The 18,875-nt window shown below is 71.4% G+C and carries 9 protein-coding genes and 1 pseudogene; 6 read left to right on the forward strand and 4 right to left on the reverse strand.

Features of this window, described 5'->3' with window-relative positions:
- Positions 1–97 precede the first annotated feature (97 nt).
- From ACRWNM_RS15905 to ACRWNM_RS15915, 3 genes and pseudogenes are all read right to left on the reverse strand, one after another.
- Positions 98–1,672: a dynamin family protein gene (locus ACRWNM_RS15905; RefSeq protein ID WP_431968126.1), complete on the reverse strand. Its 1,575-nt coding sequence runs from the start codon at positions 1,670–1,672 to the stop codon at positions 98–100.
- A gap of 91 nt (positions 1,673–1,763) precedes the next feature.
- Positions 1,764–3,555, reverse strand: a pseudogene (locus tag ACRWNM_RS15910) (dynamin family protein).
- Between the two features lie 17 nt (positions 3,556–3,572).
- The gene (locus tag ACRWNM_RS15915) at positions 3,573–8,369 is read right to left on the reverse strand and encodes an IniB N-terminal domain-containing protein (RefSeq protein ID WP_431968128.1); all 4,797 of its coding nucleotides are present in this window, start codon (positions 8,367–8,369) and stop codon (positions 3,573–3,575) included.
- Positions 8,370–8,670: 301 nt separating this feature from the next.
- Here ACRWNM_RS15915 and ACRWNM_RS15920 point away from each other — a divergent pair, with 301 nt between their 5' ends.
- The 6 genes from ACRWNM_RS15920 (at position 8,671) to ACRWNM_RS15945 (ending at position 18,095) form a co-directional block, all read left to right on the forward strand.
- Complete coding sequence (locus ACRWNM_RS15920; protein ID WP_431968130.1) at positions 8,671–10,482, forward strand: Hsp70 family protein; 1,812 nt, start codon at positions 8,671–8,673, stop codon at positions 10,480–10,482.
- Complete coding sequence (locus ACRWNM_RS15925) at positions 10,475–13,027, forward strand: LuxR C-terminal-related transcriptional regulator (protein WP_431968132.1); 2,553 nt, start codon at positions 10,475–10,477, stop codon at positions 13,025–13,027. Before ACRWNM_RS15920 ends, ACRWNM_RS15925 begins: the two co-directional genes overlap by 8 nt.
- A gap of 41 nt (positions 13,028–13,068) precedes the next feature.
- Positions 13,069–14,178 carry a hypothetical protein gene (locus tag ACRWNM_RS15930; protein ID WP_431968134.1) on the forward strand — a complete coding sequence of 370 codons (1,110 nt, stop codon included), beginning with the start codon at positions 13,069–13,071 and terminating at the stop codon, positions 14,176–14,178.
- Positions 14,179–14,343: 165 nt separating this feature from the next.
- A complete protein-coding gene (locus tag ACRWNM_RS15935) occupies positions 14,344–15,699 on the forward strand; it encodes a S1 family peptidase (RefSeq protein WP_431968136.1) in 1,356 nt (451 codons plus the stop codon).
- A 175-nt stretch (positions 15,700–15,874) separates the two neighbouring features.
- Complete coding sequence (locus tag ACRWNM_RS15940; RefSeq protein ID WP_431968138.1) at positions 15,875–17,095, forward strand: S1 family peptidase; 1,221 nt, start codon at positions 15,875–15,877, stop codon at positions 17,093–17,095.
- An 82-nt stretch (positions 17,096–17,177) separates the two neighbouring features.
- Complete coding sequence (locus tag ACRWNM_RS15945) at positions 17,178–18,095, forward strand: NRDE family protein (RefSeq protein WP_431968140.1); 918 nt, start codon at positions 17,178–17,180, stop codon at positions 18,093–18,095.
- Positions 18,096–18,188: 93 nt separating this feature from the next.
- Here the strand turns inward: ACRWNM_RS15945 and ACRWNM_RS15950 are convergent, their stop codons facing one another.
- The gene (locus ACRWNM_RS15950) at positions 18,189–18,860 is read right to left on the reverse strand and encodes a hypothetical protein (protein ID WP_431968142.1); all 672 of its coding nucleotides are present in this window, start codon (positions 18,858–18,860) and stop codon (positions 18,189–18,191) included.
- Positions 18,861–18,875 lie beyond the last annotated feature (15 nt).

The raw sequence follows: 18,875 nt of genomic DNA on the forward strand, positions 1-18,875 counted from the left end.
ATGCCTTGGGCCGCCGCGTCGATGCGTCGGCTGAGGAACCGGCGCCACTTCCGGCCGCGTGCCGGACCCGAGTGATCAGGCCGGGATCGGGCGCTGGTCAGCGGCGACCCATGCGCATTTCCGGGGCCGGGGGCAGCATGCTCAGGGTTCCCTCGGCGCTGCGGGCGGCGGTCAGGCAGGCGAGGGTGGTGAGCTGGTCGGCCATCGGGTGGCGGGCGCGTTCGCGCCATTTGCGCACCGCGGCGACGGCCTGCGCTCGCTGCGCCTCCGGGCCCGCGTGCACCGGGAGGCCGAGGCGCAGGTGCGGTGCGATGCCGGAGCCGCCGATCAATCGATGCAGTTCGGCGAGATCGGCTGGGGGCAGCGTCAATTCGTCGGTGCGCAGGCGGCCGAGCAGACGCAGTTCGGCGAAACCGTGCACGTCGGCGAGCAGGGTGCGGACCCGCGGCAACAGTTGGTCGGCCGAAGTGCCCGGATAGACGGTCAGGACCCGCGCCAGGGCGGTCAGCGCCGAATGCGCCTTGAGCTGGTCGGCGCGCTGGCCGAACTGCACGTCGAGCACCGAGCGCAGCTCGTCTACGCCGCTGCGGCTGGTCAATTCGGCGGCAAGCGTGGCGGAGTCGCGGACGCCGAGCCGAATCAGGGTGACCGCCATGCGGATACCGAACAGGCCGAAGCGCTCGGCGAGCTGGGCGCGCAGTTCCGGCGGGACGGGCAGCGGAATGTCGGGGCGCGCGAAGCGGTCCGCCGACAACATCGCTGCGGTCAGCTCGTCGACCGGAACACCCGCCAACGCCTGGAAGGCGGCGAACTCCTGCTGACGCAGCGTCGCCGCGGCGAAGGCCAGCAGTCCCGCGACGGGAATCACGGCCTGGCACAAGCCGGTTCGCTCCAGCTCGGTGGCGAAGCGAGACGCCACATCGCGGGCCGAATCCAAGGCGTCGATGCGTCCCGCGCCGATCTCGTCGGCCCGCGAGACCACGCCGACCACTCCGAGCGGACCGGCCAGGCCCGAACCGCCCTGGCGCGCACCGGTTCCCGCGCCGATACGCTCGAGGAAGCGGATGTCGGTCGCGTCCAGCCTGCGCAGCAGGTAGACGACCGCGTCGGCGCCGGGGACCGAGACGTGCTCGGCGGCCGCGGCGTCCTCGTCGTCCGGCGTCAGCAGGCGGGCGGTGCGGCGCGACACCTCGCGGGACAGCGATGACGTGCCGGGAGTGTCGATGATGGTGGTGTGCGCCAGTGCGGCCGCGGGCCATTCGACCTCGAGGTGGTCGACCTCGCGGGGGCCGGGCGCGTTCCAGTTCAGCCGTTGCAGGTCGAAGGTCAGTCCGTGGGCGCCGCCGCCACGGCGCACCACCACATTCGCGGCAGCGCCGTCGGGGGCGTAGGCGGTGACGCTCGGGGTCGGGCCGTTGCGGTACCAGGTGACCACCCTGGTGCACTCGGTCGCGTCGGTGGGCGCGATGTCCTGGCCGACGAGCGAGTTCAGCAGCGTGGACTTGCCCGCTTTCAGCGAACCCGCCAGCGCGACGCGCAGCGGCTGATCCAGCCTGCGCGCGCAGTCCGCGAGCAGCGCCCTCGGCCGCGGCTCGCGCGCGAACGCCTGCCTGGCCGCGTCCACCAACCGGTGCGCCTCGACGACGATGCCGGGCGCGACCCTCGTGGTCACCGGCGCCCCGCGGCGTGCACGCCGGTTCGGGTCTCGACGGCGCACCGGAAAGAGGCGGCGCCCCTGGTCGAGCGCGAGTGGGGTGTCGTGATCACCCCGATACCGTACCGAGAGCTCTCGGCACGGTCGCGTCGATGGGCTGTTGCATGGCGTCGGCGTAGCGGCGCAACTCCGCGACGAAGCGCAGCTGGCGTTCCAGCACCGCGCAGCGCTCGGTGCGGCGCGCGGTCTCCATGTTGGCCGCCTCCTGCGCGGCGCGCAGCGAATCCTCGATGGACCGCAGGCCGCGCTCGGCGACACCGCTGTAGTGATCGCGCAGCGCGCGATGGATGCTGTGCAGGCGGTCCTTGGACTCCTTGCCCGCTTGGAACGCGACGTCGTCGACGAAGCGGCGCACCGCGTTCTTGGCCTCGACGCGGCGGCGGGCCAAGCGGGCCTGTTTGTCGTCGCGGAATGCCTTGCCGCCCACGATGAGTCCCGCGCCGATGGAAATCGGGTTGAGCATGGCCAGCCCGGCGAAGGTGCTGGCCAGGCCCACCATGAGCACACCGCCGTAGGAGCCGCGCATGCCGACGAGCAGTTTGCTGGCGAAACCGATATCCGGCTCCAGATCGGCGAGGGTGCCGCACCCGGCGAGGCTTTCCTCGGAGTTCAGCCCGCTCTTCACATCGGGCAGCTCCACCGCGCCGATGTGAGTGAAGTGTTCGCCGACGCGCTCGGCCAACTGGATCGCGCGCTTGTGGGTCCACAGCAGGTTGTCGCCGAGCGCGCTGTCGACGGTGCCGGCGAGCCATTCGGCGATCGCGTCCCAGTGCCTGCCCGGATCGTGCTCGTCGATCCACTCCTCGCCGGTCCGAGTCAAGCCGCGCAGGCGATCTCGCAGATCGTGGTCGACATCGCCTGCCAGATCGGTGATTCCGTCGGTGAGTGTCTGCTGCCAGGCGGCGGTGCGCCGATGCAGTTCTTCCGCAGCGGTTTTCGCGGCTCGGAGTTCCCGGATCGCGGCCGCGCCCTGATTCGGGTCGCGCAGCGCGACGAGTTCGCTACCCAACGCGAGCGCCAGATGTTCCGCGGCGGACTGGATATCGCGGGCGACGGCGGCACGGGTCGCGGCTTGATCGCGAGCGACCACCTGCTCGCGCAGGAACTGATACAGCACACCGAAGCCGGACTCCAGTCCGAGCTGGGCGTCCTGTAGGCGCATGGCGTGCTCGCGCAGCAGCGCCGAGACCGGGATGATCGGCACGTCCAACCCGGCGCGATGCAGGTGGCCGAGATTCGCTTCGTGGACCCGCCGCCAATGCGGGTACAGGTCGGTTTTGGTGAGCAACAGCGCGACCGTGGGGCACAGCTCGCGCACCTGACGCAGGAACACCAGCTCGGGTTCGGTGATCTCGGTGGAGGCGTCGGAAACCACGAACACCGCGTCGGCGGCCGGGACTATGCCGAGAACCGTTGTGGCGCCCGCGTTTCCGTGTCCGCCGACGCCGGGGGTGTCGACCAGGACGATGCCGTCGGCGAGCAGCGGATTCGGCAGCTGGATCTCCATCCGCAGCACCCGCCTGCCATCGGCGAGCGGGGGGCGGGCGTCGATCTCGGGAAGCTGTTCGATCGGCACCGGAATCCGGCTCTCACCGCCGCCGTACGGGTCGGTGAGCAGCAGCTCCGCGTGCGCCTGATCGCCGTGCACGAGCGTGGCGGGGACGTCGGTGGTCGCGTCGTCGCCGACCGGGCAGATATCGACGTTCAGCAGCGCGTTCACGAAACGGCTCTTGCCCTGGCCGAGTTGACCCGCGATCACGATGCGACGCCGCGGCGATGGTTTCACCCAGTACCGACAGCAGCGGTACCGCGGGCGCGGAAGCGGATACGGGTGTCCCCATCGCGATATCGACCTCTCTCAGTGCAGGAACGCATCACCCGACAGGTCGGTCGACCCGCCGAGATCGACGCTCGACGCGCCCTCGGCGAACAGCGAGGTCTCGCCGGTCGCATTGGTGCCGCCGTCGAAACCGCTGCCGAATGCGCTCGAAACGTCCAGCGAGGACCAGGTGTGCGCGGTGGTCTCCGCCGTGGAACCGATGCTGCCACCCAGGTCCGTTCCGCCGCCGAGCGCACCCTGTGCTCCCGCGCCGGCCGAGTGCGTTGCGTCCGCGCCGCCGTGGAAGGAGCTGGAGGCTCCTGTGGAGAGGCCACTGCTCGCCGTGCCGCCGATGCCGGAGTCCAGACCGCCGCTCAGACCACCGCCGACGCCGGTCTCCAGACCGCTGTGCAGACCAGCACCCGCGTTAGCCGCGCCACCGATACCCGTCTCCAGACCGCTGTGCAGACCAGCACCCGCGTTAGCCGCACCGCCGACGCCGGTCTCGAGACCGCTGTGCAGACCCGCGCCCGCGTTGGCCGCGCCACCGATACCTGTCTCCAGGCCGCTGTGCAGACCAGCACCGGCGTTGGCCGCGCCACCGATTCCCGTCTCGAGACCGCTGTGCAGGCCCGCTCCCGCGCCCGCCGCGCCACCGATGCCCGTCTCCAGACCGCTGTGCAGACCAGCACCCGCATTCCCCGCGGCACCGAGACCGGACTCGAGACCGCTGTGCAGACCCGCGCCCGCGTTCCCCGCCGCGCCGAGTCCGGCCGACAGGCCCGATTCCAGTCCGGCCCCGGCCTGACCAGCCGCGCCGATGGCGCCGTTGAGACCGGCCGTGAGACCGGCGCCCGCCTGGCCGGCGGCGCCGAGGCCCGCTGACAGACCCGCTTCGATTCCGGACGCCGCCTGCCCGCCCGCGCCGAGCGCGCCGCCGAGACCGCCCGTCAGATCCGCACCCGCCGCAGCGCCGGTTTCGAGACCGCCGGAAAGGCCGGTCTCCAAACCGGTTCCGAATTCGCCGCCCGCCTCGACAGCGGCGTCCGCACCGCCGGACACACCGCCGCCGAACCCGGTCACGCCACCGACCAGACCCTGCAAGCCGCCGCCCAGTTCGGCGCCGCCCTGCGCGCCGCTGGCGAGCACGCCGCCGAGATCACTGTTCAGCCCGCCGCCGATCTCCTGCTCCGCGCCGAGAACGCTGCCGAGCCCCGCTGACACGCTCGACTCCAGACCGGTGACCGTCTGAGCACCCGCGTTCGCCCCGCCGGAAACACCGGACCCGACGCCGGCGGACGCCTCCACCGCGCCCTGCAAGCCGCTCTCCAGCCCGGCCCCGGCGTCGATGGCCCCATCGATGCCACCGGCGAACTCACCACCGAACTCCGCACCGGCGCTCGCCGCGGTGCCGAGCCCGGCCGCCAAGCCTGCTCCGGACGCAGCGCCCGCGTCGACCGCGCCCTCGACGCCGCCCTCCAGACCGGCACCCGCTTCGATGGCACCGCCCACAGCACTTTCCAGCCCACCGGCCAGATCGCCGCCGAAGTTCGCACCTGCGTCGACCGCACCACCGAGACCGGTCTCGAGACCAGCCGACAGACCTCCGCCCAGGTTCGCGCCCGCGTCGACCGCACCACCAAGACCGGTCTCCAGACCAGCCGACAGACCCGCGCCGGCATCCACCGCACCATCGAAACCAGCGGACAGATCACCGCCAAGGTCCGCGCCTGCGTCGACCGCCCCACCGAGACCAGCCTCCAGACCACCGGCCAGACCGGCACCAGCCTCCGCGCCCGCATTCAGCGCACCACCGAAACCAGCGGCCAAATCGCCACCGAGATCCGCACCCGCATCGACCGCACCACCGAGACCGGTCTCGAGACCAGCGGACAGATCGCCGCCAAGGTTCGCGCCCGCATCGACCGCACCACCGATCCCAGCCGACAGACCAGCACCCGCATCCAATGCACCACCGACACCGGCGGCCAGATCACCGCCCAAATTCGCACCGCCATCAACCGCCCCGCCGAGACCAGCTTCCAGACCGGCACCAGCCTCCGTGCCCGCATTCAGCGCACCACCGAAACCAGCGGCCAAGTCGCCACCGAGGTTCGCACCCGCATCGACAGCCCCGCCGAGACCGGTCTCCAGACCAGCCGACAGACCCGCGCCCGCCTCGCTTCCAGCATCGAAAGCACCCTCGAGCCCACCGGCCACAGCACCACCCGCTCCGAGCGCACCCTCAACGCCCGCACCAAGATTCGCGCCCGCCTCGGCCCCACCGTTCAGCGCACCACCGACACCGGCAGCGAAATCACCACCGAGGTTCGCACCCATGTCGACCGCACCGCCCAGACCAGCCTCCAAGCCGCCACCGAGACCGGCCGACAGATCACCGGCGAGTTCGGTACCCGCGCCGAAGGCACCGTCGAATCCGGCACCCAGGTCCGCGCCCGCACCCAGGCCGGCATCCAGCGCACCTTCAAGACCCGCGCCCGCATCCAGCGCGCCATCGATACCCGCGGACAGATCGCCGCCCAGGTTCGCGGCCGCATCGACCGCACCGCCAACGCCCGCACCAAGATTCGCGCCCGCCTCGGCCCCACCGTTCAGCGCACCACCGAACTCGGCACCCGCACCAACCGCACCTTCCAGACCCGCACCCAGGCCAGCACCCGCGCCGAGGCCCGCATCCAGCGCACCTTCGAAGCCACCGGCCACATCGCCGCCGAACCCGGCGCCCGCATCCAGCGCACCGCCTAGACCCGCGCCCAGACCGGCACCGGCCTCTGCACCCGCATCGATCGCGCCACCCACGCCAGCGGACAAGTCACCGCCGAACCCGGCGCCCGCATCAATCGCGCCGTCCAGACCCGCACCCACACCGGTGGCGATATCGCCACCCGCTCCGATCGCGCCACCGAGACCGGCCGACAAGTCACCGCCGAACCCGGCGCCCGCACCGATCGCGCCGTCCAGACCCGCACCCACACCGGTGGCGATATCGCCACCCGTGCCGATCGCGGCGTCGATTCCGGTGGACAAGTCACCACCGAACTCGGCGCCCGCACCAACCGCACCTTCCAGACCCGCACCCAGGCCCGCGCCCGCGCCGAGGCCCGCATCCAGCGCACCTTCGAGACCACCGACCACATCGCCGCCGAACTCCGCACCAGCATCCAGCGCACCGCCCAGACCCGCGCCAAGACCGGCACCCGCGTCAACCACGCCACCGACACCGGCCGACAGATCGCCGCCGAGCTCGGCGCCGGCATCGATCGCGCCTTCCAGACCGCCGCCCAGACCGGCACCGACTTCGGCACCCGCACCGACCGCACCGCCGAGACCGGCCGACAGGTCGCCACCCACTTCCGCGCCCGCACCAAATGCCCCATCCAGGCCCGCACCGACTCCGGTGGCGATGTCACCGCTCGCGCCGATGGCGGTGTCGATTCCGGTGGACAGGTCGCCGCCGAGCTCGGCGCCCGCGCCAACCGCGCCGCCCAGCCCCGCGCCCAACGCGCCTTCCAGTCCGGCACCGAGATTCGCGCCCGCGCCGAGGCCCGCGTCCAGCGCGCCACCCAGACCGCCGGCCACGTCACCGCTCAATTCGGCTCCCGCGCCGAGCGCGCCGCCCAAGCCCGCGCCCAGACCGGCACCCGCGTCGACCACGCCACCGACACCGGCGGACAGATCGCCGCCGAGGTCAGCGCCGGCATCGATCGCGCCTTCCAGACCCGCACCGAGACCGGCACCCGCACCAACGGCACCCCCCAAACCAGCACCGAGCCCAGCCCCAACGCCCAGCGCACCATCCACAGCGCCACCGATACCGGCCGAGAGATCGCCGCCGAGGTCAGCGCCCGCGCCGATCGCGCCTTCCAGACCGGCACCGGCTTCGGCACCCGCACCAACGGCACCCCCCAAACCAGCACCGAGCCCAGCGCCGACGCCCAGCACACCGTCCAATGCCCCGCCGAGGCCGCCGGTCAAGCCGGTTGTGAGATCGCCGACACCGTCCAAAGCCCCGCCGACGGCACCGGTCAGACCCGCACCCGCGCCGAGCGCGCCCTCGAGCCCCGCACCGACCGACGTATCCAGCCCGGCGGCGATATCGGCGACGCCACCCACCGCGCCACCCACAGCACCCGTCAAACCGGCACCGGCGCCGAGCGCACCCTCCAGACCCGCGCCGACCGACGCATCCAGACCCCCGCCGACACCCGCGGCGATGTCGGTGACCGCGCCGAGCGCGCCGCCGACACCCGCGCCCGCACCGAGGACGCCGTCGAGGCCCGCGGTCAGGCTGCCGCCGAGATCGGCCACGGCCTGCGCGCCCGCTCCTACGGTCGTGCCCAGCGCGCCACCCAGATCGGCGGAGAGGTCGGTGCCCGCGTTCACGACGGCCCCGAGGCCCGCGCCGAGCGCGCCGCCCAGGTCGAGGCCTGCGCCGAGATCGCCGTTCAGTCCGGTGTTCAGACCGAGGCCGAGGTCGATGTCGGTGTTCACGTCGGCGCCCAGGTCGACGCCTGCGTTCGCCGCCGCGCCGACCGCCGCGTTCGCGCCCGCCGAGGCGGCGGCGCCGACACCGCCTGCCGCGGCGGCTCCGGCCGAAGCCGAGGTGCCCGCCGCGACGATCGCCGACAGCTGCGAGCCGCCCGCGACCAGAGCCGACTCGGCCACCATCGGGGCGACCGCGGCGATGTCCTCCGGCGTGACCGCGGAGAGTCCCGCGGCCGCCAGCGCGCCTTCCGGGTTGGCGCAGTAACCTACCGCGGCCTCGCGGTCGCGCAGCAGGCCGAGGATGAACTCGAGAATCACGTTGGGGGTCATCGAGGATCGTCTCCTGGGATCGGCGGACCACGCGATCCGCTCTCGTTGGAATGCATTTCACGCTAGGCACGCATTGTGTTACGGGGGAACGGGGCGGACCCCTACCAATCACGGGTGCAACCCGTTAGGGGCCGGACGGCCATTAGGGGAATTACCCCGCACCTTCCCCTACCCGGTAACGGCGGCTCCCCAGCTACCGACAGATCTGACAGGTCGGCCGGATCACTCGGCTATCTCGCACCACCGAACAACCCAGCAGCGACTACCGGATCACACGGTTTTCCCCTAACGAGGTTCACCAATGACACAGCGTCTGGCGCTCGGCATCAAGGTCGGGGCGTCGAATTCGGTCGCCGTGGCGACGACGGGAGAGATCGGCGACACCCAGGCCGGGCCGGCCGCGGGTGGCACCGTCGCGAACCACCCGAGTGTGTTGCGTTTGAGCCGGGACGCCCCGCCTTCCTTCGGGAATGGCGCGCGGCGCACCGGAAGACACTCCAGTGATGCGGTGCTGGAAGGGTTTCTGGCTCGCGTCGGCGATCCGGTCGACATCCTGGCCGAAAATGGTTCCGCGCATGCGGCGGAGGACTTGGTGGCGACGGCCGTCACCTGTCTGATCGACGAAATCGCCCATGCCACAGGGCAAGAGCCCGATGCCGTGGTCGCCTGCCATCCGGCGTGGTGGTCGCGGCACACGATCGACGTGCAGCGCACCGCGTTCGACTCGGCGGGCCTGAACGATGTGACGCTCGTCCCAGAGCCGACGGCGGCGGTGCAGTGGCTGGAGGCCGCGCACGGTCCGCTCGGCGACGGCGCGCTGGTCGTCTACGACCTCGGCGCGACCGGGTGCACGGTCTCGGTGGTGCGCACCGGAACTCAGACTGCGCTGCTGGCCTCGTTGCGTTCCACCGACGTCGCCGGTTCGGAATTCGATCTGCTGACCATGCGTTACGTGCTGGCTAACGCATTGCGTGGAAATGATTTCGATCCGTTCGACCCGGTCGTGGAACGCGAATTATCGGTATTGCGAGAGCGCTGCAAAAAAGCGAAAGAAGAGCTTTCCATAAATACCGCTACGGTCGTCCCGGTCCGGCTCGACCCCGCTTCCGGTGTGGGCGACCAGATCCGTCTGGTGCGCGGCGAGCTGGAAGAACTGATCCGCGGCCCGCTGCTCACCTCCCTCGACCTCATTCGCGACACCGTGCACCGCGCGGGACTGGACGTCGGCGACATCGGCCGGGTCCTGCTGACGGGCGGCGGCGGCGCGATCCCGTTGGTCGGCGAGCTGATCTCGGGTGAGTTCGGTCTCCCGGTCGTCGCCGCGCCCGAGCCTGCCAACACCAGCGCTCGCGGGGCGGCCGCGCTGGCCGGGGATCTGATGGACAGCGCGATCGACACCGCCCCGGTCGCGGCGCTCGCCGAGGTTCCCGCGACCGCCGTCGCACCGAAGACGAAGGAACTGCCCGCCGTCGACCGGCCGACCCGCGCAGGCCGCGGCGCCGAGAAGGAGCTGCCGAAGTCCCGGATCCGCAGGCTCACCGGCCGCCGGCGCGCCGCGATCGTCGCGGGTACGGCCGTGGTCATCGGCTTGCTCGCCACCGGCACCGTCGCGATCGGCACCGGCGCGCAGTCACCCGCGAACTCGCCCTCTCCCGAGCAGTCCGTCTCGCCGGGGCCCGCCGATGTCGCGGCGCCCGGCGGCACCGGCGCTCCGGCATCGGACGTTCCCGCGGCGGATCCCGGCACCGGCACCCCGCAACAACCGAAACCCGTAGCGCCGCAGCCTGGTTCCGCGGCGAACTCGACCCCTGGCTCGAGCACGGTCGCGGTGGTGAACAACCAGCCCGCGCCTGGGCAGCCCACCCAGGGGCAGCCCGCACCCGCCGCCACCGCTCCCGGGGAGCCCGCGCCGCAACCGGCGCCGCAACCCACACCGGGACCGAATCCTCCTGCTCCGCAACCACAACAGCCCCAGCCCCACCAACCGCAGGCACCGAGCGTCCCCACCGGAGTGCTGACCGATCCGCTCGGCGATGTGGTGGACGGAGTCGGCGGCGCGGTCGGCACGGTGCTGCGCGCGCCGGGCGAGATCCTCGGGGGCAACGGTGGCTGACACGGCGTTCGACACTCTCCCGAGCGCCCGTGACATCCTGCGCGAACTCGACAGCGCCGAGCAGGAACCCGCCGTCTACCTGATTCGCGGCCGCTCGGGCACCGGCAAGTCCACCCTGCTCTCGGTGATCCGCACGCGCCTGCGCGGACGCGGTATTCCCCTACAGGACAACGTCGCCGCGCCGGGACCGAACGCGTCGACGAACGGCCAGGTGGACAGCGCCGACCCGGACGCGCCCCGCCCGGCGCTGATCATCGACAACGCGCACACCTTGGGCGCGTCCGAACTCGAAACGCTCTGCACGGCGGTCGAATCCGGAAACTGCACCGCGGTGATCGCGGTGCAGCCGCGCCCGCACGACGCGCACCTGCGCGCCCTGGCCGAGGCGGTGGCCCGGCGCGGGCGCATCGTCGACCTGCGACCGCTCGGTGTCGCCGACATCCTGCCCTTCGCAAGGGAATTGGGGATGATGGTGCCGCGTCCTGTCGCGCAGCACATTCATCAGCAGACCGGCGGTATCCGCGGCGGCGTCGTCGCCGCGCTCTCCGCCGCCTGCTCGGCGCGCCTGGACGCCGGGATCCGCACCGTGGACGAGGCGGTGGCCGACTGGTCGCGCTCGCAGTTGGACAACCTCGAACCCGATCTGCTCGAGACCCTGGTCGTCGCGACCACCGGGACCGGGCTGGACTCCAGCGAACTCACCGAAGTGCTCGGCGTCGAATCGGCTGCCGCACAGACGCTCATCGACCGGGCCCGCGCCACCGCCTTGGTGACCGACGCCGACCTGCTGCTCGCCCCCGCCGTCGCACCGCTGCGCACCATGCTCGGCGACCGCAGGTTCGTCGCGGTGCAGCGCAGGCTGCTCTCCGCCCGCCTCGACGCGGGCCTGCTGCGCGACCACACCGCGTTGCTGCTCGCCGAATCCGGGGTCCGCGACCCGCGCCTCGCCGAATTCCTCTGCACCTCAGCCGAACACGCCGGACGTGAGGCGGTCCGCTATTACGCCGCAGCCGCCGCGGCGGGCGCCGATCCGAACGAGATAGGGCTGCGCTGGGCCGAGGCCGCCGCCCGCACCGGCGACGGCGAGACCGCCATGCGGCTGGCCGAACCCGTACTGGCCAGGGCGGGCGTCGACGGCTCCGATCTCTCCGACGCCGTGCGGATCTGCGCGGGCGTGCTGACCCGGCGCGGACTCGTCGGCCGGGCCGCACAGCTCTACGGCTGGCTCGGCGCGCACCGCGTCGGCCCGGACTGGGCGGTCGGCGCGACCGTGCTGTATCTGGCGGGCAATGTGCCCGCCGCGACCGAACTGTCCGGCGCGGCGGGCAATTGGCCGCCGACCGAGGCGGGCTCGCACGCCCGGCTGATCGCGACCGCGCTCGCCGACTCCCTCGCCGATCACGGAAGCGGAACGCCCAGCGCGGTTTCCGCGCTCATCCAGGCCGCGCACGCCGACTCCGGCGTCGACCGATTCCTGCCGTGCACGGCCGTCTCGATCGCGACCTTGCTGTGTCTGAGCACAGGTGAGCCGCGCCGCGCCGGTGACGCGCTGCGCCGGGCCACCACCAGCGGTCTGCGCTGCCACCAACTTCAGGTGCTCGCCGCGTGGGCGGCCATGCTCGGCGGCGACGAACAGGCCGCGGCGAACACCGTCGCGGCCCTGGGCTGGGACCAGCTCGACATCCGTGACCGGCTGCTCGCGCACGGCGTCGCGGTCGGTCTCGCGCGCCGCGGCGGCGACCACGCCGCGCTCACCCGCGCCTGGCAGGCCGCCTACCCGCTGTTCGACGACGTGGACGCCGACCTGCTCACGGTGCTGCCGATCGGCGAACTGTGGCTGGCGGGCATCCGGCTGCGCGACGAACGCCGCGTCACGCCGCTCGTCGACGCGACGCTGAGCCTGCTGCACCGCCTCGATCAGCCGCCCGCCTGGGCCAACGCCTTCCACTGGTACGGCGTGCAGGCGGCCATCGCCCACGAGAGCCCGGCGGAGCTGCTGCCGCACGCGCGCCTGCTCAAATCCGCGGCCGAGGCGGGTGACCGGCACGCGGCCGTGCTGGTGGACGCGGGCCGCACCTGGGTGCTCGTGCTGCGCGGGCAGGTCGAGGTGAAACCGGTCGAGGTGGCCGTCAACGGACTGCGCGAGATCGGCCTCACCTGGGACGCGGCCAGGCTGGCCAGCGAAGCCGCCCTGTCCGCAGCCGATTCCGCGACCGCGACAGCGCTGCTCAAGCTGGCCCGCATGGTGCGCGCCGAGTCGAAACCGCAGGAGCAGCCGGTGCCACAGTCCGCCGCCGCACCGCGCACGTCCAGCGCGCCCGATCCCGCCGGGGACGGCGCCGCGATCCTGAGCGAACGGGAAAGGGAAGTCGCCGAACTGGTGTTGCTCGGACTGACCTATCGGGAGATCGGTGCGCGGCTGTACATCTCCGCCAAGACCGTCGAGCACCATGTCGCGCGGATCCGACGTCGGATCGGTGCGCGATCCCGCTCGGAGTTATTGTCAATGCTCCGCGCCATGGGACACGGCTCATTGCTCGTGTGATCGCCCGGGGCGGGCCGATCGAAGCCGAAACGAGGAATGTGATGGCCACAGGGGTGGGCCTGCGGATCGCCGATGAGGACTGCACCGCCGCGATCGTCACCGACTCGGGCGACCTGCACTACGTCGTCCGAGAGTCGGTGCTGCACATGTCCGACGACGGCGACACCGTCCTCGGCGGCGACGCGCCGACAGACCACTCACACTCCATCACCGGTTTCGTCGGCGCGGTCGGCAACCCCGCGGGTATCTCGGTCGACGACGGCGAGGCGTATCGCGCGGAGGACCTCGTCGCCACCGCCCTGTTCTGCCTGATCAACCTGACCACCGAGCACCTCAGCGGCGCAGCGGAGTTCTACGCCACCCACCCCGGCTCCTGGCCCGCTCAGCAGGTGCAGTCGCTGCGCGAGGCGCTGGACTACCTGGGTCTGAAATCGGTTGTGCTGGTCAGCGAGGCCGATCTGCCCGCAGTCGACACCGCCGAACCCGGCAAGTCGTTCGCCTACGACGCCGCGCGGGCCGCGCTGGCCTCCGTACTCGCCACCCCCGCGGGCGCGACGCCGCCGGATCCGGGCGCGGCCGAGAACTCGACCGTGGTGACCGACATCATTCCCGCGGTGCCCGCCGAAACCCGTATGCAGGCCTACTCCGCGGCGATGCCGACCGCGACGCCGCTGCCGACCGAATTGCTCGTCGAGACAGTGGCCCCCGAAACGCCGGCGCCCGCGCCCACGCCACGGTCCGGCGACCGCCGCCGCGTCTCGGTGCTGATCGCGGTCGCGGCGCTGATCGGACTCGTACTCGGCGGCATCGGCGTCGCCGTGCTCTTCCGCGGTGAGGAGTCCCCCGCCGTTCCGTCGGTGCGCGACGCGCAGTCAGGCACCTCGAGCAGCGTCGCCCCGCCGCCGGTGGCCCCGCCGCCCGTCGCCGAGCCGCCGGTGGTGATCACCGAGACCACCGAAGCGGAGCCGACCGTCGAGCCCTCGCCGACGCCCCCTCCGACGACCGAGCCGACCACCACGCCGACCACGACGGCGCCCTCGCGTCCGACCACCGCCCGCAACACCAACCCGTGGTACCCGTACCCGTCCTACGACCCGTACGAATGGTGGAACCCGCAGTGGCAGACACCCGGTAACACACGGCCTCGCTGATTAGTAGCGAACGGAAGGGGTTTGTGCCCTAGAGTGAAGCGCTGACCGGTCCGTCCGATGTATCGCGACGACCGGTCGGTCGCTGATCGAGGACTGTGCGCCAAGAGGTTCGCCGCCGACGGCCCACGGATTTAGCTGGCACTTCCGTGCCGACGAAGGGACTTCATGCGCAAGTTGGTGGCGCGTCGCGCCGCGGTCAAGGCTGCCTCTCTCACGGCCGCGGCGACCGTTCTTCTGGCCCCCTTGTCCGGCACGGCGACAGCGGAACCCGCGCCGCCCCAGCTCGCCGCCGATACCCTGCCCGCGGAACTGGTGCAGGCGATCGCGCGCGATCTGAAGATGACGCCCACCGAATACCTCGACCGCGCGGCCCGCGCCCAGCAGCTTCGCGACTACGCCCGCGACTTCCGCTCCGAACGCCCCGATTCCTACGCGGGCGCGTGGATCGGCGCCGACGGCAAGGCCGTCGTCGCGGTGACCTCGCCGGACGCCGCCCGCATCGCCGCGGACGACGGCTACCAAACCCGCCTCGCCCCGGTCTCCGCGGACAGCCTCGAGGGCTCGCTGATGCAGCTCAACCAGTGGATCACCTCGCTACCGCGCGAGCTGTCCGCGGCGATCAACTCGGTGGCCATCGACTTCCTGAACAGCCAGCTGGTGCTCAGCGTCGCTAACACCCCCGCAGGCCACGTGCTGAACCTGCCGACCCTGATCGCCAACATCAAGGTCATCCTTTCCCCCGGCAACGGCGGCCCCGTCGAGCGCAGGCCGATGGGCGGCGACACCTACATCAGCGCGCCCAGCTCGCTGCACGACTCCTCGCTGCGCAACGTCGACGTCTGCTCCTTCGGTTTCAACAGCGTGGATTCGGCGGGCAACGCGCTCAACATCAGCGCGGGCCACTGCGACCCGAACGTGGGCAAGGCGAACCAGCAGGCCGGGGTCTACCTCCCCAACCTCAAGGATCTCCCCAACAGCCCCGAGCTGGGCAGCTTCGTCAACGCCAAGCTCGGCGGGCAGAACGCGCTGGACTACTCGGTGATCAAGCTCAACGACCGCGCCGTCCGGGCGGGCATGGACCAGCCCTCGGTGCGCGGCGCGAACGGCACCACCCTGTCGATCACCGGCACCGCCGATCCGATCACCGGCGCACCGGTGTGCAAGTCGGGCCAGTCGTCCACATTCACTTGCGGTTTCGTGGTCGCCGACCGGGTCGAGACGCAGCTTTACACCGCCGAGGGCGAGAGCAAGACGATCCGCGGCTTCGCCAGCTCCGCCTGCACCCTCGGCGGCGACAGCGGCGGCGCGATCGTCTCCGGCACCCTGGCGCTCGGCATCACCAGCGGCTCCAACGCCGCCGACGCACCGGACTGCAGCGAGGCGAACCTCGCGCTCGCGCCGTACGGCGGCACGGCGACGCTCGGCATTCCGATCCGCGCGATCCTCGCCGACATCGACGAGTCCGCGGGCGGCGGGCTCGGCAGCGGCATCCAGGTTCGGACCCGTCCGAATGCCGGATGACCGACGCATCGCCGGATTAGTCCGAATTAGGCAAAATGGGGTCCCCGCTCGGGTGGGAATACCGGGCCGGACCCCATATAGTCTGGACATGCTCCTGCCACGTATGGGTCAACCCCGATCAGCTGCGCGACAGACAAGATTCCGGAAGTCAGTAATCGCCGCCTCGGCGGCGATCATGCTGTTCGGACCGACGGCGGCAGTGGCGAACGCGGAACCCGCCCCGGCCCTGCCCTCGGATCTCATCGCCGCGGTCACCCGTGACCTGAAGATCTCGCCCGAGGAATACCTGCGCCGCGCCGAGCTCGGCCAGCAGGTCGCGGCCTTCGCCACCTCGGCGCAGCGCCAGTACCCGGGGGTGTTCGGCGGCGCCTGGCTCGACGACGCGGGCAAGGCCATCGTCGCGGTGGCGCAGGGGCCCGGCGCGGAGGAGGCGCGCAAGGCGGCCGAATCGGCCGGATTCGAGGTGCGCAACGTCGCCAAGAGCGAAGCGGCGCTGCGCGGCGAGAAGAGCGCGTTCGATCGGTGGCTGGAGAGCCAGCCCGAGGCGGTCGCGGCCCTGGTGCGCGGCGTCGTGATCGACACGGTCAACAACAGCATCGCGGTGCGAGTGGACCAGGCGGGCCTGCCGATGCCCAGCTTCGTCGACCCGTCGCGGGTCATCGTGATGGCGCCGCCGGTGGCGGGCGAGCTGCTGCCGCAGGGCACCGCCATCGCCGAGGGCGACAACCGGGCCGCGCTGGCAGGCGGCGACGGCTACGCCTCGGTGGGCGGCGGAAGCCAGCTGCGCTGCTCGTTCGGCTTCAACGGCACCGACCGCGCAGGCAACGTCGTGAACATCTCCGCGGGCCACTGCAACCCGGACCTCGGCAACCCGTCGGCCGTGCACGAGCTGCTGCCTCAGGAGCGGCGCGGCGCCCAGCTCGGCGTGTTCCAGAAGTCGGTGCTCGGCAACCAGGACTACTCGATCATCCGGATCAACGACTCCTTCGCGGACCGCTTCTCCAACAACAGCGTGAAGGTGCCCGGCGCCGGGCCGATCGCGGTCGACGGCGTGGCCACCCCGGTGGTCGGCGCCCCGGTCTGCAAGTCGGGTTCGCGCACCGGATTCAGCTGCGGCGTCGTCAACGCCGTCGACCAGACCGTGCAGGTCGGCGATCGTGAACTGACGCAGAGCTTCTCGGCCAACATCTGCGCCCTGCCCGGCGACAGCGGCGGCCCGATCGTGACCGGCCGTCTCGCACTCGGCATCTCCAGCGCCTCGTCGGTGGCCGACTACCCGATCTGCGAGATCCCCAACCTGATCGGCGCGCTCACCGGCAACGCGCCGCAGCTGTTCGCGCAGCCGGTCAGCGTGGTCCTCTCCGACAACCCGGGGCTGCGGATCCGCACCAACTGAGCATGTTTGCCCGAAAAGGCCGTCTGCGTTCGCGCGGGCGGCCTTTTCGCTGTCTCGCACCGTTTTTCCGCTGCCCTTTCCGATGACCGCGCGGGGCCTGTCCGGCATTCTGGACCACATGTGTTTGGTGTTGATCGGTTGGCGCGCACACCCGGATTACCGGTTGATCGTGGCGGCCAACCGCGACGAGTTCTACACCCGGCCGACCGAATCCATGCGGTGGTGGCCGGAGGTGCCCGGACTGCTCGCGGGGCGCGACACGGGCGCGATCGGCAGGCGCGAGGGCGATCCTCCGGGCACCTGGCTGGGGATGAGCGTGGCGGGTGCACACAATCGCTTCGCCGCGGTGACCAACGTCCGAAATCCGGATGACCAACGCGCAGACGCGCGTTCACGCGGCGCTCTGCTGATGGATTTCCTGCGCGGCGGCGACGACAGGCAACCCTCTGGCGAATTTCCCAGCCCGGAAAAGTACGCTCGGGAGGTCGCCGCGGCGCCGGACGACTACAACGGGTACAACCTGGTGATCTCGGATCTGGCTGCGCTGTGGTGGCATTCGAACCGCAGCGCGAATCCACCGCAACCGCTCGCTCCCGGCTTCCACGGACTCTCCAACGGCACCTTCGTCACGTCGGCCGAGGCGACGCCCGGCGCCGAACTCGAGGCGCCCGAGCGGATCTGGCCCAAGGTGCAGGACGGCCTGACCGAACTGCGCAAGGTGGTGGAATCCGATCCCGGTGCGCTGGACCGGTATTACGACGTGCTCTCCGATCACACCGAGGTCCCGGACGATCAGCTGCCGCACACCGGCGTCCCGCCGGAGATGGAACGGGCGCTGTCGGCGAGATTCATCGCCCATCGGGTGCACGGCACCAGGGCGAGCACGGTCCTGCTGGTCCGCGAGAACGGCACGTTCGAGATGGCGGAGCGGTCTTACGGCGAGCTGGGAACCCGTTTGGGGGAGGTCGCTTTCCACGGCTCGCTGGAGCTGCCGAGCTGAGCCGCTGGGGATTGCCGTCGGGCAGAAGACCCGCGAAACGACGACCGGCCCGCTCCCCGAAGGGAACAGGCCGGTCGTACGTGAAGAGCCGAGTCAGTTCGCGGCCTGCGCAGCCTTCGGCTTGTCGGCCCACTTGGTGGTGCCTTCCGGAGCCTGCAGGGTGTTGATCAGGTCCATGCCCGCGACGGCGAGAGCCGGGCCACCGACGGCGATGGTGCCCAGGATGCCGCCGATGCCCGCACCGGCGATGGCGGCCGGGATGCAGCCGACACCGAGCAGCGGCAGGCCGAGGATGCAACCGATGACGCCGCCCGCGATGACGCCCACGGCGGTGCCGAGGAAGCCGCCGACGGCGGTGGCGATGCCGAACTGGCTGGCGAACTCGTTCTGCGCCCGCTGGTTCTCGATCGGCGAGGCGATCGGCTTGGCGACGACGTTGACCGTGTTGGTCGCGATGCTCGCCTTCTGGTCGGCCGGGATCGCGTTCTGGTCCGGCGTCAGTTCGAGCACCTTGCCGTCGTTCTTGAGCTCCGGCTTCACCGGCACCGCGATGTCGGCGACCTTGAAGTCGAGCGGCAGCTCGATGACGGTGTTGCCCGCGTCGTCCTTGACCAGGTAGATGTCGTTTTCCTTGACATCATCGGACGACTTGGCCAGCTCGAAGGTCCCCCCCTTGAGCGTGGTCACGACCGTCTTGTCCACCAGCTTGACCGAGTAGTTGATGGCCTGCGCAGGGTCGGCGGGCTCGGCGTGAGCAGTACCCATACCGATGGTCATCGC

The sequence above is a fragment of the Nocardia sp. bgisy134 genome (assembly GCF_965341865.1).
Classification (GTDB): domain Bacteria; phylum Actinomycetota; class Actinomycetes; order Mycobacteriales; family Mycobacteriaceae; genus Nocardia.